Source organism: Vibrio sp. TRT 1302, from assembly GCF_050113875.1.
Lineage (GTDB): Bacteria > Pseudomonadota > Gammaproteobacteria > Enterobacterales > Vibrionaceae > Vibrio.
Map to the genome: position 1 here is coordinate 51,167 of NZ_JBNJOF010000020.1, position 18,695 is coordinate 69,861.

An 18,695-nucleotide genomic window follows, 5' to 3' on the forward strand; every position below is an offset into this window, starting at 1 on the left:
CCCATGAGCAAACCCATTGTATTGAGTGGTGTTCAACCATCAGGTGAACTAAGTATCGGTAACTACTTGGGTGCTCTACGTCAATGGCAACAAATGCAGGACGATTATGATTGCCAATACTGTGTTGTAGACCTTCATGCAATTACTGTCCGCCAAGATCCCAAGGCACTGCATGAAGCGACGCTTGACGCATTAGCAATCTGTCTTGCCGTTGGTGTTGATCCGAAAAAGAGCACGCTATTTGTTCAGTCACATGTACCAGAGCATGCTCAACTTGGTTGGCTTCTTAACTGCTATACCCAGATGGGTGAACTTGGTCGTATGACTCAGTTTAAAGATAAGTCTGCTCGTTATTCAAAAGATACCTCTAGCCAGTTCGGTGATGTGAATGTGGGTCTGTTTGATTACCCTGTATTGATGGCCGCTGACATTCTGCTTTATGGTGCGCACCAAGTGCCAGTAGGTAGTGACCAGAAGCAGCACTTGGAGCTAGCACGCGATATTGCTAACCGTTTTAACAACATCTACTCGCCAGAGCAGCCTATCTTCCAGGTACCAGAACCGTATATTCCAACAGTGAATGCACGCGTGATGAGCCTTCAAGATGCGACTAAGAAGATGTCAAAGTCAGACGATAACCGTAAAAACGTGATTACTCTGTTAGAAGAGCCTAAGTCAATCATTAAGAAGATTAACAAAGCTCAGACAGACGCAGAGACACCACCACGTATCGCTCATGACTGGGACAACAAAGCCGGTATTTCTAACTTGATGGGTCTTTACTCGGCAGCGACGGGTTTAAGCTTTGAAGAGATTGAAGCTAAGTACCAAGGTGTTGAAATGTATGGTCCGTTCAAGAAAGATGTCGGCGAAGCGCTTGTCGCAATGCTTGAGCCTATCCAAGCTGAATACCATCGTATCCGCGCTGATCGTGCGTACATGGATGAAGTGATGAGACAGGGTGCGGAAAAAGCATCTGCTCGTGCAGCTGAAACATTGAAGAAAGCATACCAAGCGGTAGGTTTCGTTACGCGCCCGTAGTGACCTAAAGTGCTTTTCGCTGCTGGATAACTAGATAGCGAGTTTTATAACAGCCGATGTGAATGCATCGGCTTTTTTGATCTGGTGGATTCGGACTTCACTCTTGCAAGAGATTACCATCCCTTTCTCCAGCTACAGCGCCCCTTCAAAGCCCATTTGACGCCACGCTTCAAAAGCAATGATCGCCACGGCATTAGAGAGGTTAAGACTGCGTGCATCAGGCATCATTGGAATGCGGATGCGCTGTTCCATAGGCATACTTTCAATCAAATCAGCGGGTAGGCCGCGAGTTTCTGGGCCGAATAACAGCACGTCACCTTTTTGGAATTGAGCGTCGACATGATGACCTGTGGTTTTCGTTGTGCAGGCAAAGATGCGATAGTCACCGCGCTCTTTCTCTAAGTATTCCACAAATGCCTGATAGTTTTTGTGTCGAGTAACGCGAGCAAGATCATGATAGTCGAGCCCTGCGCGACGTACTTTCTTCTCTTCCAAATCAAACCCTAGTGGCTCAATCAAATGTAAGTTGGCACCACAGTTGGCACATAGACGAATAATGTTACCAGTATTAGGTGCGATCTCAGGCTCATATAGGGCGATATCAAACATATTGTGATTCTTTAATTACTGACAGGATTGAGGCCTGAAAGTATAAGGCGGCTTGCCACAGCCGCCAAGTCTGACGTTGTGAGTTTTTGTTAGTTGTTTTGTGCTAGCGCTTGCCTGTAATGCTCGCTAACTGCATCCCAATTGACAACATTCCACCAAGCATCAATGTAATCAGGGCGTCGGTTCTGGTAGCTGATGTAATAGGCATGCTCCCACACATCCAGAGCAAGTATGGGTTCACCTTGAACGTCAGCAATGTCCATCAGTGGATTGTCCTGATTGGTGGTTGAAGTGATGTGAAGCTGACCCTCTTTGACCACGAGCCAAGCAAACCCTGAACCGAATGTGTTGATAGCTGCTTGAGCAAACTGTGCCTGAAATTCTGTAAAGCTACCAAAGCGGTCGTTTATCGCTTGAGCTAAATCGCCGCTAGGAGTACCACCGCCGTTTGGTCTCATACAATTCCAGTACAAGATATGGTTGTAGTAACCACCACCATTGTTCCTGACTGCTGGGGTATGCTGTGATATTTTCGCAAAAATTGCTTTCAGGCTGTTGGTTTCTAGCTCACTACCTTCAATGGCTGCGATAAACTTATCGTAATAGGTTCGGTGATGTTTGCTGTAATGCACTTCCATTGTTTTTGCATCAATGTATGGCTCTAGAGAGTCGTAAGCATAAGGAAGCTCTGGGAAAATATGCGACATAGTAAATCCTCCGTAATCGAAGGATTTACTTTAAATGATAATGAGATCTATTATCAACTGTGATTTTGTAGGGATATTTAGTGATGGAGAGGCAGTGTGATCGTCACGCACAGTCCTCCTAGTTTACTGCGCGTTGCACTCACGGTTCCGCTGTGCTGCCTTACTGCACTTTCGGTGATGGTCAATCCTAGTCCGGTACCACCACTGTGCCTATCACGAGCCGTTGATACGCGATAGAAAGGTCTGAAGATCGCATCGAGTTCATGGTCAGGTACCCCCTCACCATTGTCATCAACAGTGATCGTAATGTACTGGTTGGATTCTACCACTTGAACTTCGATACGATCCTTTCCGTAGTAGATGGCGTTGCGGACGATATTGTCTACCGCACTCATCAGCAGCTTGGGATTACCTGATATTGCACAACTTGGCAAGGTAGTGAAAATCAGTTCTTTATCCATTTGCTCTGCTTCAAATTGAGCATCAGAAAGGATGGCTTCCCATAGACTACTGACGGGCTGTAGCTCTCGATTTAAGTGGCTGTCGACTTGCATTCGTGACAGCTCAAGAAGTTCAGCAATCATCTGCTCTAAGCGTTGCGCTTCGGTATCTATGCGAGTTAATTCCGCGCTCTCCCCTTGTTTTCTGGTGGCAAGTGCATTTGCCATGCGCAGACGAGTGAGGGGGGAACGAAGCTCATGGGATATGTCGGACAGCAATCTCTGTTGACCTGAGATCATTTGGTTCACGGCTTCAACCATTTGGTTGAAACTAGCTCCTGCTTGGCGGAATTCACTGGTGCCTTTTTCCAAGCTAGGGTCGACAACAAACTCACCTTTCGCGACACGCTTTGCCGCTCGTTCAAGCTTACGAGCGGGTTGACTTAATGCCCACGCTAACCAGAGCAGTAAAGGCGTACTTACGATCATTACCGCAAATAGTAGCTGGAACGGTCGGTCAAACATTCGTAGCAAGAAAGGAGGTGGCTGGTTCCACTTTACACCAACAAACAGTAATAGATCCTGTTTTGCTAATGTCACAGGTAGGGGACCGGCAAACATGTAGTGACCGTATAGTTTTTGTTTTGGCTTTCCTGAAAGTTCGACACTCGTGATGAAGTTTTGCAGCGCTTTCGATCTATGTTCTCTTGAGTCTTGTGAGGTTAGCAGGCTGCCGTCGAGGTCGGTAACAAAAAAGCGCGGCCGAGTATCGCGAGGTGAGCGAGAAGGACCTTCAAGTTTGAATAGAATATTGGCAAGGTTTTCCTCGTTGGCGAACTGCTTCTCAATCGTCATTTTGAGTTCGATCAGACGATCATATTGATCGGCGGGAATATCACGAGCTTTCCTTGGATCAAGGTGAGGCAGAGACAGTACCGCCATCAGTACCAGAAACATGGTAAACCAGAAGATCGCAAAGATACGACCGTACAGACTGGTGATTTTTGGAAGTCGCATTAGTCCTCCTCAACCAGTAGATAGCCACGGCCACGAAGCGTTTTGATACGTGATTTGCCATCTTCTCTATCCGGAAGTTTTTTCCTCAAGTTAGATACATGCATATCGATAGCGCGATCAAAAGCGGCTAGACGTTTGCCCAGTACATCGAGGCTAAGGGTCTCTTTGGTTAGTGTCTGTCCCGGATTCTGAACAAAGTGGCTCAGCAACGCGAACTCCGTGGTGGTGAGATCAAGCAGTTGGCCCTGACAGTAAGCCTCCTGCTTGCCGGGATAGATTTGAATATCTTGGTATTCGACACAGTCTGAGTTTTTACTTTGCTTGCCATTGGCTGAGCTTTGAGTGCGACGTAAGATTGCTCGGATTCGCGCGAGTAATTCACGATCGCTGAACGGTTTAGGTAGGTAGTCATCAGCACCCAGTTCGAGACCAATGACACGGTCAATCTCTTCACCTTTGGCGGTGAGCATCAATACTGGGGTTTGCCAATCTTCTCGTAGACGTTTGAGAGTTTCCATCCCATTGAGTTTAGGCATCATGACATCGAGCAGAATTAAATCAATATCGTCGCTAAGTTGTGCTAGTCCTTCTTCACCATTGTTTGCTTCCGATACGTCGAACCCCTCAAAAGAGAGAACTTCTTTCAACAGGCTTGTGAGTTCTGTATCGTCGTCAATTAACAGTATATGTGGCATAGCAAGGTCTCAACTTAGTTTGGTTACCGTTAGTTTACTGGGAAAACGTCCATTGATTTAGTGTCATTATTGTTCTTTACGATTCTTTACGCTCTATAGACGTTGCTTTACGCTGCAAGTCGTATTCTACACTTAACCGCTGTGAAGACAGCTCATTCAACAGATTAACGTGAAGGGTACGATTATGAAATTAGCAAAAAAAGTAGTATTGGCAGCCGCTGTTCTTCCTCTAGCATTAGGTACAGCAAGTGCATATGCATTTGGTGGTAAAGATCACAAGAAGGGTGGCCATGGCGAATGTGGCGGCGGTTTTGACCGCGGTATTATGCGCCAACTGGATCTCACTGACGCACAGAAAGACCAGCTTCAAGAGATGCGTGAAACTGGTAAGAAAGAGATGAAAGCGGCATTCAAAGATAACTTCGAAACGCGCCATGCTGAAAATCAAGCACAGCATGCGAAAATGCAGCAGTTAGTATTGGCGGACAACTTTGACCAAGCGGCTGCGAATGAATTAGCGAAAGCTATGGTTGTTCAACAAACTGAGCACAAAGTTAAGATGCTGGAGAGACAGCACAAGATGCTAAGCATTTTGACTCCTGAGCAGAAAGCGAAGTTTGTTGAACTGCAACAAGAGCGCGCTACTGAGTGTGCTGAAAAAATGCAAAAGCGTTTTGACTAACCTTGTTAAGTAACGCATTCGAAGGCGGCCGAAAGGTCGCCTTTTTTTATGTCATTTTTATTCAACTTGTGAAGCGTTATACTTAGGGCATGTTTGCTTACTAATCAAAGTACTATGAAACAGGAATACGCTCGCCTTGTCACCATGGCAGCTTGGACAGCTACGATAGTGGCTACGCTTTTACTTATTGTTAAAGTCGCAGCTTGGTGGGTCACGGGATCGGTCAGTCTTCTCGCGTCATTGATTGACTCGATGCTTGATATTGCCGCCTCACTGGTCAATTTGGTTGTCGTTCGGTACTCATTACAACCGGCAGATCGAGAGCACACCTTTGGTCACGGTAAAGCAGAGTCTTTAGCTGCCTTAGCCCAGGCGATGTTCATTTCAGGTTCGGCGGTCTTTCTTATTCTTAACGGCATAGAGCGTTTCTTCAGGCCTCATGCTCTCCAGTCACCAGAGTATGGCGTATATGTCAGTTTGTTTGCCATTGCGGTGACATTGGGTTTGGTTACCTTCCAAAAACAAGTTGTCAAAAAAACGGGCAGCCAAGCGATCGCCGCCGACTCACTTCACTATCAGTCCGATCTCTATATGAACGCGGCGATTATGTTGGCGCTGGGTTTAAGTTGGTTTGGTATCACACAGGCAGATGCGGTGTTTGCTGTCGGGATCGGTGTGTTTATCCTATACAGCGCATTCAAGATGGTTCAAGAAGCCATTCAAACACTACTGGATAGAAAGCTTCCGGATGATGAACTTAAAGCCATTCGACAGTGTTGCTTGAATGTGAAGGGAGTACTGGGCGTTCATCAACTAAGAACGCGGATGTCTGGCCCTACACGTTTTATTCAGCTTCATTTGGAATTGGAAGATAATATGCCATTGCTTGAGGCGCATCGAATCTCTGATCAAGTTGAGGATAAATTGCTTGAGCTTTTTCCACAATCGGATGTACTAATTCATCAGGATCCCTATTCTGTGGTATTGGGAGCGGAGAAAGTCCAGAAGTCTCAAGATTGGTAAGAGTAACAACGCAGACAAACCGTCAACTATTGACTATCTTTTCAGCGATACCACTTTTAACTGTGATCCTGATGTGTATCAAGTAAGTCAATGTGCAAAGCTGTAATACTCTTACATAAGTAGAAAACTTACATAATTTGATGCAAATAAAAGTAGTATTCCTTTCTAGGAAAGGTAACATATTGCACAGTTAAAGGAATTTTGTTGGTGGCTTGTTTGAAAGCGGCTGACGTAAAAATTGAAATAAGATTCCCAAAAATCGAGGGTGAGCATGATTAAGAAGATCGGTGTCTTAACAAGTGGCGGTGACGCACCTGGTATGAACGCAGCAGTCCGTGGTGTAGTTCGTACTGCACTATCTGAAGGGTTAGAGGTTTACGGTGTATTCGATGGCTACTTAGGCCTATATGAAGATCGTATCAAACAACTGGATCGTTCAAGCGTTTCTGACGTGATCAACAAGGGCGGTACGTTCCTAGGTTCTGCACGTTTCCCTGAGTTCAAAGAAGTAGAAGTTCGCCAAAAAGCGATCGAAAACTTACAGAAACACGGCATTGAAGCTCTTGTTGTTATCGGCGGTGACGGCTCTTACATGGGTGCGAAGAAGCTGACTGAAATGGGTTACCCATGTATTGGTCTTCCTGGCACAATCGACAACGACATCGCAGGCACAGATTACACAATCGGCTACCTAACTGCTCTTAATACAGTTATTGATGCGATCGACCGTCTACGTGATACTTCATCTTCTCACCAACGTATTTCTATCGTAGAGATCATGGGTCGCCACTGTGGTGATCTTACGCTTATGTCTGCGATCGCTGGTGGTTGTGAGTACATCATCACACCAGAAACGGGTCTGGATAAAGAGAAGCTAATTGGTAATATCCAAGATGGCATCGCTAAAGGTAAGAAGCATGCGATCATTGCTCTAACAGAGCTAATGATGGATGCGAACGAGCTAGCTAAAGAGATAGAAGCGGCAACAGGTCGTGAGACTCGTGCTACGGTTCTGGGCCACATTCAACGTGGTGGTCGTCCAACGGCGTTTGACCGTGTACTTGCTTCACGCATGGGTAACTACGCTGTACACCTTCTAATGGAAGGTCAAGGTGGTCGCTGTGTTGGTATTCAGAAAGAGCAACTTGTTCACCACGATATTATCGATGCAATCGAGAACATGAAGCGTCCTGTACGCACTGACCTGTTCAAGGTAGCGGAAGAGTTGTTCTAAGCACATCGCTAACATGATTCAAATAAAAAGCCAGTTGGGAAACCAACTGGCTTTTTTACTCTTTGTCGTTTGGTTAGTTCACAATCATGGTTGAGATAACGTAACCGACAGTCGTAGCAGTAACCACGCCAATGAAACCTGGTAGCAAGAAGCTGTGGTTGAGAATGTACTTCCCGATTTGGGTTGTCCCTGAGCGGTCGAAGGTAATCGCGGCTAGGTCACTTGGATAGAATGGGAAGAAGAAGTAAGCATAACATGCGGGTAGTACACCAATCAGAACAGGGGCTGGAATGCCCATCGCAAATCCAAGTGGCAACATGATGGTAAGAACCGCAGCCTGACTCTTGAGGAACACTGACACCACAAACATCGCGATGGCGAAAGTCCATGGATGCGCGGCCACAATGTCACTCACCAAACTGATTAAGTAGGGTTTGTGGAAGCCGATAATCGTGTCACTCATCCAAGCAATACCAAAGATGATGATCACCGCCGTCATACCTGCGATAAACACGTTACTGTGGACGATTTTTTTCGGCTCTACTTTAGTGGTGAGCAGAATCAACGCACCGACAGATAGCATCAGGAACTGAATCGCTACCGACATCTTAACTCCGCTTGGTAGCAGACCTAAATCTTTACCAAACATCGCGACAAATATGACGGTGGCGATACCCGCGAGGAAGATGGTTAAACCTTTCTTCGCAATGCCTTCATGGCTAGGAGTTTGATCGTCTTCATCGCTGGCATCAATCAGCTGCGCTTTGAATTCAGGATCTTGGCAACGTTCAATGAATGCTGGATCTTGATCGAGATCTTTACCGCGTTTCAAACTCCATAAACAGCCAACGAGTACACCAATCAGCGTTGCTGGAATGGTGACAAGCAGTACGTTAACTAGGCTGATATCGAGACTGTTGTCTGCGGCAGTCGCCATGACAACAGCCGCTGCTGCTGCAATCGGACTTGCCGTGATCCCCATTTGTGACGCGACCGTAGACATTGCCATTGGTCTTTCAGGGCGAATCCCTTTCTTATATGCCACATCATAAATAACAGGAAGAAGTGGGTAAACCGAGTGGCCAGTCCCGACTAACACAGTAAGAGAGTAAGTACAAAGTGGGCCTAAGAAGACAATTTGACTAGGGTGTTTGCGTAGCAGGCGCTCTGCGAACTTAACCAGTAGTTTGAGGCCACCCGTTGCTTCGAGTGTGGCTGATGCTGCGACCACCGCGAGAATGATCAGCATTACACTGATAGGGGGTGATCCCGGTGCGACACCAAAAACGAAGGCCAGAACAGAAACGCCCAGACCACCGAGTAAACCAAAAGCAATGCCTCCATGGCGGATACCGATAAAAATGACCGTCAGAAGCAGGAGCATATGCACGTAAAACATAATCTAACCCTACAGTAAGTTGAAAGTTATGATTATGCTAACCCGAAAGGGGTAGGCGAAATGTGAGGTCTTTTGCTTATCTCGCGCATGACTTTCACTATTCGCCTCTTCTTTGTTTGTTATCAAATAACGAAGCTTAAATGGAGGAAATAGGTCGACTTATATTTAAGGCTTATGCACCAGGACGTAATCTCTTACGTTTCTGAAATGTTTGGTGTACGCCTCGACGTAACGCCTTAACTCTGTTTTCTGCTTTATCTACGCCAAGCAGAACCGTGAGTGCGAGCAAGGTAATAAGGACGGACTGTTGTAAGTATCCTAATCCTATCATCAAGCCTAGAGCCGCAAGCATCCAGATAACGGCCGCGGATGTCACACCGTGGATCTTGCCATCTTGCGTCATCATTACGCCGGCACCAAGAAAACCAACACCGGTAATGATTTGCCCAAGCACGCGAGCTTGGTCAAGGGTGTTTGGCGAGAGTGATACGGCCATAGACATAAATAAATAGGTACCGGAAATGATCAGAATTGAAGTACGAATACCGACAGGTTTACCGCGAGTCTGACGTTCGACACCAATTAAAATACCATTGATAGCGCAGCAAAGTAGCGCTAGCCAACTGAATGGTCCTAAGTCTAATAGTTGATCTAAAGTTGGTTGCATTATGACCTCCAAAACGCTGGAGTATGCATAGATTACAGGTGTCGATCGAACAAAAGATTTCTATCTTTAAGACAAAAAACTAGCAGCCATCTGTGGTAAGAATAAAACTCGGCGGATCGGTTTCCGTCGCCTCGGTGTACTGTAAGAAACAGTTTAGTCCAACTTGTCTTCGACTCGCCGGCATATAGAGAATAATGCCGTCGTCGCCATTGGTATTGCTAAAGTACCAGTCAGCATTGTCGCTGCCCCAAGTGGTGTTTTCTATGTTGGCATCAATAAGATGGCCCCATGCGTTTGCATTGTCTGCTCTCGCATAGCCGTAGACAAGCAAGACATTTTCACCTTCAATCTCAATCGAAGCGTTCTCCTCGGTGTCGAGACCTCGAACCGATGACAAACCAATTAACTGATCGTTTGCGCCTTGCATGGCACTACGTAACCCTTGTAGGGCTGAAATGCGTGCGTCCGACTGGATATTTAACATACGTGGCAACGCTGTGACCGCTAGGATACCGAGCACAACAATGACGATAATGAGTTCAATCAGGGTAAATCCACGTACGTTTTTCATTACTACTCTAAATGTAGGTCGAGAGGGGTTTTACTGGCGCGACCGCCAATTTCTCTAGTCAGTTTCGGTACCAAGTAACCAGAGACTTGTTCCAAGACACCAGCCATGATTCTTTTGGCTTCCTGATCAGAAATAAAGAAATGCGCAGCGCCTTGCACCTTGTCTAGTACATGGATGTAATACGGCAGAACGCCTGCATCAAACAGTGCGTTGCTCAGTGCAACTTGGCTAGCAACACTGTCATTTACACCTTTCAGCATCACGCCTTGGTTGAGCAGAGTAACACCAACTTGTTTGAGGCGAGACAATGCATTGGTCAGAGTTTGATCTATCTCCTGTGCATGATTGATATGCGTCACTAAGATCACTTGTAGACGAGTTTGAGCCAATGTGTCCGTCAGAGCCTGGGTGATACGATCTGGGATGACGACAGGTAAGCGTGAGTGGATACGTAAGCGCTTAATATGGCCAATATCTGCAATATGATTGATGAGCCAATTTAACTCATCATCCTTGGCCATGAGAGGATCGCCACCCGATAAAATGATCTCGTCGATCTCAGGGTGTTGCTGAATGTAGTCGAGGCTGGTCTGCCAAACTTGCTTAGATCCTTTGTTCTCGTCGTACGGGAAATGTCGACGGAAACAGTAGCGGCAATTGATGGCGCAGCCGCCTTTTACAATCATCAATGCGCGATTACGATATTTGTGCAGTAATCCTGGGATGGCATTGTTCTGCTCTTCGAGCGGATCGTTGGAATACCCTTGATGAATTTCAAACTCTTCACTCAATGGCAGCACTTGGCGTAAAAGCGGGTCATAAGGGTTGCCTTTTTCCATTCTATCGACAAAACTTTGCGGCACACGCTGCGCAAAAAGCTTTCGAGCTTCAAACCCGTTCTGCCAAGGGGTCGGATCAATTTCAAGTTGTTCGAGCAGTTTTGCAGGATCCGAGATCCCATTCGCTAGCTGTTTAAGCCAGTTTTGCTCAACAGATTCAACTTTTCGGGTTATGATGTGCGGCATTGAATTTAGCTCTAAGAATGTAAGAGGAAAAAATGGCTACTGTTAGCACCAATGAATTTAAAGGCGGTCTAAAACTAATGCTTGATAACGAGCCTTGCGTTATCTTGGAAAACGAATACGTTAAACCTGGTAAAGGCCAAGCGTTCAACCGCGTAAAAATTCGTAAACTTCTTTCTGGTAAAGTGCTAGAGAAAACCTTCAAGTCTGGTGATACTTGTGAAGTTGCAGACGTAATGGATATCGACCTAGATTATCTATATAACGACGGCGAATTCTACCACTTTATGAACAACGAAACATTCGAGCAGATTGCTGCTGATGTTAAAGCGGTAGGTGACAGCGCTAAGTGGTTGGTTGAAAACAACACTTGTATGCTAACTCTTTGGAACGGCAACCCAATCGTGGTAACGCCACCAAACTTCGTTGAGCTAGAAGTAACCGATACAGATCCAGGCCTAAAAGGCGATACTCAAGGTACGGGTGGCAAACCTGCAACACTATCTACAGGTGCAGTAGTACGCGTTCCTCTCTTCATCTCTATCGGCGAAGTGATCAAAGTAGATACTCGCTCTGGCGAATACGTTAGCCGTGTAAAATAAGCATTACTTAGGTTAAGTTTTAGAAAAAGGTCACTTCGGTGGCCTTTTTTATTTTTATCTGCAAGGTTTGATGTGCCACAATTCTAGGTCAGTCCGATGGTACTAAACTAGAACCTATGAAACAGTCTCTTAAAATATGGCTAGATGCCGCTCGACCAAAAACCTTGCCTCTGGCATTGGTTTCTATCTTAACGGGTAGCGTATTGGCGTACTCCACTCACCAATTCTCTTTTGTTGTTGCGCTATTGGCGTTTTTGACAGCTACGTTGCTCCAGATTTTATCGAATCTTGCCAACGATTATGGCGATGCAGTGAAAGGAACCGACAATGAAAATCGGCTGGGACCGATGCGTGCGATTCAGTCGGGTGCAGTGAGTCAGTCTGCTATGAAGCAGGCGATGATGATTAATGTAGTCCTGACTGTTATTGCGGGTCTGACGTTGGTGATGTACGCGTTAGAAAGCTTACAGAGCATCTTGGCCTTTATTGGCTTAGGTATGTTGGCAATCGTTGCGGCAATTGCTTACACCGTTGGCAATAAACCTTATGGCTATGTTGGCTTAGGTGATATTTCAGTCTTTATTTTCTTTGGTTTACTCGGCGTAGCAGGGACTTACTTCTTGCATACCGGCATCGTGGCTCCTTTGCTGATCCTGCCTGCGATTGGCTGTGGTTTGCTGGCTGTCGCTGTCCTGAATATCAATAACATGCGTGATATTGAAAATGACCAAGAATGCGGTAAGAAGACGGTCGCCGTGCGTCTTGGGCAAAAACGTGCCAAGCAGTACCACTTTGTCCTACTAGTGGGGGCTGTTATTGCTTTTGCCGCCTATTTGGTGCATCAACCCAGTCCAATATGGATCAGTCTGCCGTTTCTTCTCAGTCTGATTGTGACCTACAAACATGGTCGAGCCGTCTGGTTGGCACAGCAACCAGCGCAGATTGCGCCAATGATGCCTGTAATAGTGAAATGCTCAATGGTGACCAACTTGCTGTTTGCTGGAGTGGTCATAGCTCAAACTCTGGTGAGTTAAATGATGCATGTCATTGCAATGACTTAATGACCCTATATACTCGATGGAGATAACGAACGGTATGGGAAGGAATACTATGGAATACAATACCTCTGCCTTGTGCGACATCTACTTAGAGCAAGTCGATGTCGTTGAGCCCATGTTTAGTAACTTTGGTGGGTGCGCATCGTTCGCAGGCCAGATCACTACGGTGAAATGCTACGAAGACAATGGATTAATCCGTGAGATCTTAGAGCAAGACGGCCTTGGTCGAGTACTGCTTATTGACGGTGGTGGCTCTTTACGCCGAGCTTTGATTGATGCAGAACTTGCGTCAATGGCAGAAGAGAACGAGTGGGAAGGTATTGTTGTTTACGGTTGTGTCCGAGAAGTGGATGAACTGGAAGACATGAGTATCGGTATTCAAGCTATTGCTTCTATTCCAGTAGGCGCAACGTCCCAAGGTGTGGGGGAGGTTGATATTCCGGTTAACTTCGGTGGCGTCACTTTCCTTCCAGAAGATTACCTATACGCAGACAACACAGGGGTGATTCTTTCTCAAGAACCACTTGATGTTGATTTAGAAATCGATGATGAAGAAGAAATCGTGGTTAATGAATAACCCGTGAATCTTTACACAAACACCGGCCTAAAGGTCGGTGTTTTGCTTTATGGCCGTGAAGTAAGATAAGTACGACGAAGTTTGGTTGCATAAAGATAGCCCGCGGTCCCTCCGACAATATTGCCTAGTGCAATTCCGACAAATAACCCTTCAATATCGTACCACTGACCGCCAAGCCACGCGCATGGCAAGGTAAAAAGAAACAAACGCATAAAGCTCCATTGGAAAGCACGCATCGGTTGATGAAGGGCATTGAGTCCAGAGACCAACATCATCATTATGCCTTGAAAACCATAGCTAAAAGGCACCACTAACAGGTAATGCCAAAGCAGATCTTTTACCGCAACCTCCTGAGAGAAAAGGGCTGCAATCGGGATACTGAGTGGCACCATCATAATGAATATCCCGAGCTGGAAGACGATGGAGAAGCGCATGCTAAGAAACAGACCTGCAAAACTTCTCGTTGGATTATTTGCTCCCATATTCTGGGCGATGAAGGGCGTTAGAGCTGAAGTCAACGCCATTAAAACTAATATCAGAATGGACTCAACTCTCTGCGCAGCGCCATAAGCGGCAACCGCTGCTGTGCCATGAGAAGAGAGCATCATCATTAAAATAGCGCCAGAGATAGGAGTTAGAGCATTAGATAATGCCGCTGGAGTACCAATCTTAAGGATCTGTTTCCAGTCTTTTAAGAGAGAATCAAAGTTAGGCAGAGCAAGTAGTTTCTCACGTTTCGCCAATACATAAAGCGAGCCGATTAAAGCCCCAAGCCAACTGAATGCACTGGCGATGGCAGCGCCTTGAATTCCAAGTTCAGGAAAAGGTCCGTAGCCAAAGATAAGTAGCGGGTCGAGTAGCCCGTTAATAAATCCAGCTAACATCATAATTTTTGCGGGGGTTTTCGTATCGCCTGTGGCACGAATCGCACTGTTACCCGCCATTGGGATCACCAGCAGAGGAATGGTTAGGTACCATATCTGCATATACTGTTTAATCAGCGGCAGTAAATCAGTTTTTGCGCCAAGAGCTAGAAATAAAGGTTCTATGGAAAAGAAACCCATCGCGGAAGCGAGCACCACAAGAGTCACAGCCAAGATTAGACCGTGGGTAGAAAATCGCGCTGCGTCTTGAGCTTGGCCTTGTCCCAGCAAACGCCCAATGCTGGTCGACAGACCAATACCGATTCCCATAGTGATACAGTTGACCGCAAAGGTCACTGGAAAGGTATAGCTGATCGCCGCTAGGGCTTGTGTACCCAGCAGAGAGATAAAAAATGTATCGACTAAGTTGAACATCAGAATCGCGATCATGCCGAACGTCATCGGAACGGTCATCTGACGGAGAACTAGGGGAATCGAGCCTGTTAAAAGGCCATGCTTATCCTGCATTCGGCACAACTACTAGTGATCGGAAAAGCGTAGGATACTTGATTGAGCCAACAGACACAAAAAAGGCCAGCAAAAGCTGACCTTTATTCTTTTCTATGTATCTAGAAAATTACGCTTTAGCTGCTGCTGCCGCTTTTGCGATTGCTGCGAAGCTCTTAGCATCTAGAGATGCACCACCAACTAGCGCACCATCGATGTCTGGTTGAGAGAAGTAAGCTTCTGCGTTTTCAGGTTTAACAGAACCACCGTATTGGATGATTACTTGTTCAGCGACTTCTTGGCTCTTCGCAGCGATTAGAGCACGGATAGAAGCGTGAATACGCTGAGCATCTTCAGCTGTAGCTGCTTTACCAGTACCGATTGCCCAGATTGGTTCGTAAGCGATGATTGCATCGTTAAGTGCTTCTACACCGTAAGTATCGATAACAGCGTTGATTTGACGCGCACATACCGCTTCAGTTTCGCCAGCTTCGTTTTGAGCTTCAGATTCACCGATACAGAAAACAGGTTTTAGACCGTTCTCTTTTAGGAAAGCGAATTTCTTAGCGATGAACTCGTCTGATTCGTTGTGGTACTCACGACGCTCAGAGTGACCAATGATGATGTGAGTTGCACCGAAATCTTTCAACATTTCTGGAGACATGTCGCCAGTGAATGCACCACTGTTGTTTAGGTCAGTGTTTTGTGCACCAAGGATGATTTTGTTACCACCTTTAGCGATTAGCTGTTCAGCTAGGTCAATGTATAGCGCTGGTGGAGCTACAGCAACGTCTACACCTTCAACGCCTTCAAGCTCAGCGTTTAGACCATTTAGCAGCTCTTTAACCATTGCTTTGCTGCCGTTAAGTTTCCAGTTACCCATCACTACAGGACGACGCATAGGAATATCTCCGTGTTTAATCAATTAATGTAAAAAATCTTCGTAAGAATATAACAGATAAAATGGGTTAGATCATGATTACCGTCATGTCTTAACCGGATATCATTTATTGGTAGGAGCAGTCATGCCACATATCTGGTGCAATTGATGGAGATATCAGTGATCCATGGTACAGATTGGCTGAAACATGCTCGGAATTAAGCATAGAAATTGGTAATAGTGTTGTCCATTCCCCCTTTCTCGTGAAACTCTCTTACATTTGAGGAATACTATGCCAAATCTAGTCATGGAATACTCCAACTCTGTGGATGAACGTGTCAATGTTCAAGGGTTGTTGGAAGACTTACATCAGGTTGCGATCCAGTGTGGGTTGTTTGATATCGGTTCAATCAAGTCAAGGGCGCTCCGTTGCCATAACTGGTTGATTGGCGATGAAGGAGACAGTGTTGACTTTATCCACATCAGTTTTGAACTGTTAGATGGGCGCAGTACAGAGCAAAAAAGAGAGCTGTCACGCCAATTGATGGATGTGCTGTCAGAGCAGGCAGGGCATGTTCGTAGTCTAACGGTGAATATCCGCGACATGGATAAAGAGAGTTTTCAGAAAGTTGTGAATTAGATTACTTTGATCTAATTATTTTCTAATTTTGGGTATTAAAGATGTCAATGAAAGAACTGTTATTCTCGTTTCACGGTCGTATAGGACGCAAAACCTATTGGACTTGGAATGTGGCTTATTACTTATTAATTGTCGGTTTTGCGTTGGGAATGAATGTTCTATTTCCATCTATAGCGCACCTCATTTTGCCGGTATTCTTGCTGATTGTTCTTCTACCGGATCTCGCCATTACCGCTAAACGCTGGCATGACAGAGGTAAGTCAAGCTGGTGGTTGCTGCTCAATATTCCTTTAGTGATTGGACGAATGACCATGCCTGTTGGCGATCCAAGCCAAAGCGCGCAACCAACCACTTTACAAGCAGTGAGCTCAATGGCTGCACTCATTTGTGGTCTATGGATTCTGATTGAGTGTGGTTTCCTTAAAGGCACGGATGGTGAGAATCAATACGGGCCCGAGAGTCACTAGAATTAGAGAGAACCGACTTCGTCTTTTTAGATGTAGTCGTGGTGAGCGAGTTGAAAGTTACTGGCGGCGCTGAAGCTTAATTAACGGCATCTAAGAAAAAAGGGTTGGTACCGTGTGCCAACCCTTTAAAGTTTCTGGTTACTTTCTCAACAATACCTGTTCGACTTTATGATTTTGCCCTTTTTGCAAAATTAAGTGTGCGCGTCCTTTGGTTGGCAAAATATTCGCATCTAGGTTCACACCATTGATCGCTTGCCAGATGCTGTGCGCTTTTTCAATCGCCTGTGGTTCAGTCAGCTTAGTGTAATGGCTAAAGTAAGAGCCGGGTTTGGTAAAGGCACCCTGACGAAACTTCAAGAAACGTTCGACATACCACTGTTCAATAATGGTGCTTTCAGCATCCACATAAAGTGAAAAATCAAGAAAGTCAGAAACAAAGACACGATGAGGATCGTGAGGGTAGTCCATACCACTCTGTAGGACGTTTAAGCCTTCAATAATCAGCACATCTGGGCGATCGACCACTTTGACCTCGTCAGTGATGTCATAAGTGATGTGAGAGTACACCGGAACTTCTAGATTCGGTTTGCCGGCCTTTACATCCGAGACAAACGCAACCAACTGTTTGATATCGTATGACTCAGGGAAGCCTTTTCGATGCATGATGCCGCGTTCATCGAGTACTTTCTTTGGGTACAGGAAACCATCGGTGGTCACCAGTTCAACTTTAGGGTGGTTATCCCAGCGAGATAATAGCGCTTTGAGCAAACGCGCGGTGGTACTTTTACCAACGGCGACACTTCCCGCGATACCAATGATAAAAGGAGGCGCAGACTCTTGATTCTCAAGGAAGTTATTTAATACTGAGTTCCTGCTCTGGCGTGCAGCGACGTAAAGATTTAGCAAACGGGCTAGCGGCAGATAGATTTCTTCAACCTCATCCATCGTAAGGCTTTCATTTACCCCTTGTAGCTCAACCAAATCGGTCTCGGATAACGTCATAGGCACAGCATTACGCAGCGCGGCCCATTGCTGACGATTAAAAGAGAGATACGGCGTCATAGTCATCCTAACTTGGTTTTACTAATACGATAGAGCAGCGAAAATACAACAACCGCTAAAGATTTCCAACGACATAGTCTACATAAGTCAATTTTTGGCGATAAATTGGGCGAATTTTCAACAAATAAGCCCAAACGGACGAAAAAGAGATTTTTTTTTAAATTTACTATTGCAAGGCAGAAAATCATTCAATAGAATGCGCACCACTTATGCCGACTTAGCTCAGTAGGTAGAGCAACTGACTTGTAATCAGTAGGTCACCAGTTCGATTCCGGTAGTCGGCACCATTCTCTCCTTTAGTAGTGAGAATGGATAGAAAATTTGGAGGGGTTCCCGAGTGGCCAAAGGGATCAGACTGTAAATCTGCTGGCACTGCCTTCGATGGTTCGAATCCGTCCCCCTCCACCATATTCTTTAGGAAATAGCTCACAGAGTTACGTGTTGCGGGCATCGTATAATGGCTATTACCTCAGCCTTCCAAGCTGATGATGCGGGTTCGATTCCCGCTGCCCGCTCCACTCTATTTTGAGTGCTGATATAGCTCAGGCGGTAGAGCGCATCCTTGGTAAGGATGAGGTCGGCAGTTCGAATCTGCCTATCAGCACCAGCTCTATTAAAGCAAACTTTTCCTTTTGATACTTTCTTGCTGCTGAACTACGTTTAGTGTTTGAGAGTAACTTTATTACCAATACTTTTTGGTTGCGTGGTCATCAAAGCCACCTAAATCCGTACCTAGAGGGACAACTCATGTCTAAAGAAAAATTTGAACGTACGAAACCGCACGTAAACGTTGGTACTATCGGCCACGTTGACCACGGTAAAACAACTCTAACTGCAGCTATCTGTACAACACTTGCTAAAGTGTACGGCGGTGAAGCGAAAGACTTCGCATCTATCGATAACGCTCCAGAAGAGCGTGAGCGCGGTATCAC

21 protein-coding genes and 4 tRNA genes are annotated in these 18,695 nt (G+C 45.8%); 14 read left to right on the top strand and 11 right to left on the bottom strand.

Annotated elements, in window-relative coordinates:
- Positions 1-3 precede the first annotated feature (3 nt).
- Positions 4-1,041 (top strand): tryptophan--tRNA ligase, encoded by a 1,038-nt coding sequence (gene trpS, locus ACQEXP_RS17760; protein ID WP_269378350.1) that lies wholly within the window; start codon positions 4-6, stop codon positions 1,039-1,041.
- Positions 1,042-1,173: 132 nt separating this feature from the next.
- On the opposite strand, the gene trmL is transcribed toward trpS, so the two are convergent.
- From trmL to ACQEXP_RS17780, 4 genes are all read right to left on the bottom strand, one after another.
- Positions 1,174-1,650 (bottom strand): tRNA (uridine(34)/cytosine(34)/5-carboxymethylaminomethyluridine(34)-2'-O)-methyltransferase TrmL, encoded by a 477-nt coding sequence (gene trmL, locus ACQEXP_RS17765; RefSeq protein ID WP_269378349.1) that lies wholly within the window; start codon positions 1,648-1,650, stop codon positions 1,174-1,176.
- An 89-nt stretch (positions 1,651-1,739) separates the two neighbouring features.
- The gene (locus ACQEXP_RS17770; protein ID WP_426971124.1) at positions 1,740-2,357 is read right to left on the bottom strand and encodes a superoxide dismutase; all 618 of its coding nucleotides are present in this window, start codon (positions 2,355-2,357) and stop codon (positions 1,740-1,742) included.
- A gap of 77 nt (positions 2,358-2,434) precedes the next feature.
- Positions 2,435-3,814, bottom strand: coding sequence for an envelope stress sensor histidine kinase CpxA (cpxA, locus tag ACQEXP_RS17775; protein WP_426971125.1), 1,380 nt, complete (start codon positions 3,812-3,814; stop codon positions 2,435-2,437).
- Positions 3,814-4,509 (bottom strand): response regulator, encoded by a 696-nt coding sequence (locus ACQEXP_RS17780; RefSeq protein ID WP_269378346.1) that lies wholly within the window; start codon positions 4,507-4,509, stop codon positions 3,814-3,816. Before ACQEXP_RS17780 ends, cpxA begins: the two co-directional genes overlap by 1 nt.
- 184 nt (positions 4,510-4,693) lie before the next feature.
- On the opposite strand from ACQEXP_RS17780, the gene ACQEXP_RS17785 reads away from it, so the two are divergent.
- The 3 genes from ACQEXP_RS17785 to pfkA all read left to right on the top strand — a co-directional run bounded on the left by ACQEXP_RS17785 (position 4,694) and on the right by pfkA (position 7,448).
- The gene (locus tag ACQEXP_RS17785; RefSeq protein WP_269378345.1) at positions 4,694-5,191 is read left to right on the top strand and encodes a CpxP family protein; all 498 of its coding nucleotides are present in this window, start codon (positions 4,694-4,696) and stop codon (positions 5,189-5,191) included.
- A 114-nt stretch (positions 5,192-5,305) separates the two neighbouring features.
- Entirely contained in the window at positions 5,306-6,214 is a 909-nt protein-coding gene (fieF, locus tag ACQEXP_RS17790; protein ID WP_269378344.1) for a CDF family cation-efflux transporter FieF, read from the top strand.
- 271 nt (positions 6,215-6,485) lie between these two features.
- Entirely contained in the window at positions 6,486-7,448 is a 963-nt protein-coding gene (gene pfkA, locus ACQEXP_RS17795) for a 6-phosphofructokinase (protein WP_138971051.1), read from the top strand.
- A 73-nt stretch (positions 7,449-7,521) separates the two neighbouring features.
- Here the strand turns inward: pfkA and ACQEXP_RS17800 are convergent, their stop codons facing one another.
- From ACQEXP_RS17800 to epmB, 4 genes are all read right to left on the bottom strand, one after another.
- Positions 7,522-8,847 (bottom strand): anaerobic C4-dicarboxylate transporter, encoded by a 1,326-nt coding sequence (locus ACQEXP_RS17800; RefSeq protein ID WP_269378343.1) that lies wholly within the window; start codon positions 8,845-8,847, stop codon positions 7,522-7,524.
- A gap of 172 nt (positions 8,848-9,019) precedes the next feature.
- Positions 9,020-9,514 (bottom strand): MgtC/SapB family protein, encoded by a 495-nt coding sequence (locus tag ACQEXP_RS17805; protein WP_269378342.1) that lies wholly within the window; start codon positions 9,512-9,514, stop codon positions 9,020-9,022.
- Between the two features lie 79 nt (positions 9,515-9,593).
- The gene (locus ACQEXP_RS17810) at positions 9,594-10,085 is read right to left on the bottom strand and encodes a type II secretion system protein (protein ID WP_426971126.1); all 492 of its coding nucleotides are present in this window, start codon (positions 10,083-10,085) and stop codon (positions 9,594-9,596) included.
- Positions 10,086-10,087: 2 nt separating this feature from the next.
- On the bottom strand, positions 10,088-11,110 hold the full coding sequence (epmB, locus tag ACQEXP_RS17815) for an EF-P beta-lysylation protein EpmB (protein WP_426971127.1): 1,023 nt from the start codon (positions 11,108-11,110) through the stop codon (positions 10,088-10,090).
- 32 nt (positions 11,111-11,142) lie between these two features.
- On the opposite strand from epmB, the gene efp reads away from it, so the two are divergent.
- The 3 genes from efp (at position 11,143) to rraA (ending at position 13,344) form a co-directional block, all read left to right on the top strand.
- Complete coding sequence (gene efp, locus ACQEXP_RS17820; RefSeq protein WP_269378339.1) at positions 11,143-11,709, top strand: elongation factor P; 567 nt, start codon at positions 11,143-11,145, stop codon at positions 11,707-11,709.
- A gap of 116 nt (positions 11,710-11,825) precedes the next feature.
- Positions 11,826-12,743 (top strand): 1,4-dihydroxy-2-naphthoate polyprenyltransferase, encoded by a 918-nt coding sequence (locus ACQEXP_RS17825; RefSeq protein WP_426952906.1) that lies wholly within the window; start codon positions 11,826-11,828, stop codon positions 12,741-12,743.
- A gap of 76 nt (positions 12,744-12,819) precedes the next feature.
- The gene (rraA, locus tag ACQEXP_RS17830) at positions 12,820-13,344 is read left to right on the top strand and encodes a ribonuclease E activity regulator RraA (protein ID WP_138971044.1); all 525 of its coding nucleotides are present in this window, start codon (positions 12,820-12,822) and stop codon (positions 13,342-13,344) included.
- A 47-nt stretch (positions 13,345-13,391) separates the two neighbouring features.
- Here the strand turns inward: rraA and ACQEXP_RS17835 are convergent, their stop codons facing one another.
- Both ACQEXP_RS17835 and tpiA read right to left on the bottom strand, forming a co-directional pair.
- Positions 13,392-14,735 carry an MATE family efflux transporter gene (locus tag ACQEXP_RS17835; protein ID WP_269378335.1) on the bottom strand — a complete coding sequence of 448 codons (1,344 nt, stop codon included), beginning with the start codon at positions 14,733-14,735 and terminating at the stop codon, positions 13,392-13,394.
- 109 nt (positions 14,736-14,844) lie between these two features.
- Positions 14,845-15,615: a triose-phosphate isomerase gene (gene tpiA, locus ACQEXP_RS17840; protein WP_138971043.1), complete on the bottom strand. Its 771-nt coding sequence runs from the start codon at positions 15,613-15,615 to the stop codon at positions 14,845-14,847.
- Between the two features lie 271 nt (positions 15,616-15,886).
- Here tpiA and ACQEXP_RS17845 point away from each other — a divergent pair, with 271 nt between their 5' ends.
- Together ACQEXP_RS17845 and ACQEXP_RS17850 are read left to right on the top strand one after the other, a co-directional pair.
- A complete protein-coding gene (locus ACQEXP_RS17845; protein ID WP_269378332.1) occupies positions 15,887-16,234 on the top strand; it encodes a 5-carboxymethyl-2-hydroxymuconate Delta-isomerase in 348 nt (115 codons plus the stop codon).
- A 41-nt stretch (positions 16,235-16,275) separates the two neighbouring features.
- Positions 16,276-16,701 carry a DUF805 domain-containing protein gene (locus tag ACQEXP_RS17850; RefSeq protein WP_269378330.1) on the top strand — a complete coding sequence of 142 codons (426 nt, stop codon included), beginning with the start codon at positions 16,276-16,278 and terminating at the stop codon, positions 16,699-16,701.
- A gap of 138 nt (positions 16,702-16,839) precedes the next feature.
- Here ACQEXP_RS17850 and coaA read toward each other — a convergent pair whose 3' ends face one another.
- On the bottom strand, positions 16,840-17,763 hold the full coding sequence (coaA, locus tag ACQEXP_RS17855; RefSeq protein ID WP_269378328.1) for a type I pantothenate kinase: 924 nt from the start codon (positions 17,761-17,763) through the stop codon (positions 16,840-16,842).
- Positions 17,764-17,974: 211 nt separating this feature from the next.
- Between coaA and ACQEXP_RS17860 the strand changes: the two genes are divergently transcribed.
- The 5 genes from ACQEXP_RS17860 to ACQEXP_RS17880 form a co-directional block, all read left to right on the top strand.
- Positions 17,975-18,050: transfer RNA gene (locus tag ACQEXP_RS17860), tRNA-Thr, on the top strand.
- Positions 18,051-18,086: 36 nt separating this feature from the next.
- A tRNA-Tyr gene (locus ACQEXP_RS17865) sits at positions 18,087-18,171 on the top strand.
- A gap of 35 nt (positions 18,172-18,206) precedes the next feature.
- Positions 18,207-18,281, top strand: a tRNA-Gly gene (locus ACQEXP_RS17870).
- 13 nt (positions 18,282-18,294) lie between these two features.
- Positions 18,295-18,370, top strand: a tRNA-Thr gene (locus tag ACQEXP_RS17875).
- 140 nt (positions 18,371-18,510) lie between these two features.
- Positions 18,511-18,695: GTP-binding protein (locus ACQEXP_RS17880; RefSeq protein ID WP_232425018.1), on the top strand; the 185-nt coding region annotated here is incomplete at its 3' end.

Coding starts and splice junctions, on each gene's coding strand:
- trpS (WP_269378350.1), top strand. CDS start 4: ATGAGCAAACCCATTGTATTGAGTGGTGTTCAACCATCAGGTGAACTA.
- trmL (WP_269378349.1), bottom strand. CDS start 1,650: ATGTTTGATATCGCCCTATATGAGCCTGAGATCGCACCTAATACTGGT.
- ACQEXP_RS17770 (WP_426971124.1), bottom strand. CDS start 2,357: ATGTCGCATATTTTCCCAGAGCTTCCTTATGCTTACGACTCTCTAGAG.
- cpxA (WP_426971125.1), bottom strand. CDS start 3,814: ATGCGACTTCCAAAAATCACCAGTCTGTACGGTCGTATCTTTGCGATC.
- ACQEXP_RS17780 (WP_269378346.1), bottom strand. CDS start 4,509: ATGCCACATATACTGTTAATTGACGACGATACAGAACTCACAAGCCTG.
- ACQEXP_RS17785 (WP_269378345.1), top strand. CDS start 4,694: ATGAAATTAGCAAAAAAAGTAGTATTGGCAGCCGCTGTTCTTCCTCTA.
- fieF (WP_269378344.1), top strand. CDS start 5,306: ATGAAACAGGAATACGCTCGCCTTGTCACCATGGCAGCTTGGACAGCT.
- pfkA (WP_138971051.1), top strand. CDS start 6,486: ATGATTAAGAAGATCGGTGTCTTAACAAGTGGCGGTGACGCACCTGGT.
- ACQEXP_RS17800 (WP_269378343.1), bottom strand. CDS start 8,847: ATGTTTTACGTGCATATGCTCCTGCTTCTGACGGTCATTTTTATCGGT.
- ACQEXP_RS17805 (WP_269378342.1), bottom strand. CDS start 9,514: ATGCAACCAACTTTAGATCAACTATTAGACTTAGGACCATTCAGTTGG.
- ACQEXP_RS17810 (WP_426971126.1), bottom strand. CDS start 10,085: ATGAAAAACGTACGTGGATTTACCCTGATTGAACTCATTATCGTCATT.
- epmB (WP_426971127.1), bottom strand. CDS start 11,110: ATGCCGCACATCATAACCCGAAAAGTTGAATCTGTTGAGCAAAACTGG.
- efp (WP_269378339.1), top strand. CDS start 11,143: ATGGCTACTGTTAGCACCAATGAATTTAAAGGCGGTCTAAAACTAATG.
- ACQEXP_RS17825 (WP_426952906.1), top strand. CDS start 11,826: ATGAAACAGTCTCTTAAAATATGGCTAGATGCCGCTCGACCAAAAACC.
- rraA (WP_138971044.1), top strand. CDS start 12,820: ATGGAATACAATACCTCTGCCTTGTGCGACATCTACTTAGAGCAAGTC.
- ACQEXP_RS17835 (WP_269378335.1), bottom strand. CDS start 14,735: ATGCAGGATAAGCATGGCCTTTTAACAGGCTCGATTCCCCTAGTTCTC.
- tpiA (WP_138971043.1), bottom strand. CDS start 15,615: ATGCGTCGTCCTGTAGTGATGGGTAACTGGAAACTTAACGGCAGCAAA.
- ACQEXP_RS17845 (WP_269378332.1), top strand. CDS start 15,887: ATGCCAAATCTAGTCATGGAATACTCCAACTCTGTGGATGAACGTGTC.
- ACQEXP_RS17850 (WP_269378330.1), top strand. CDS start 16,276: ATGTCAATGAAAGAACTGTTATTCTCGTTTCACGGTCGTATAGGACGC.
- coaA (WP_269378328.1), bottom strand. CDS start 17,763: ATGACGCCGTATCTCTCTTTTAATCGTCAGCAATGGGCCGCGCTGCGT.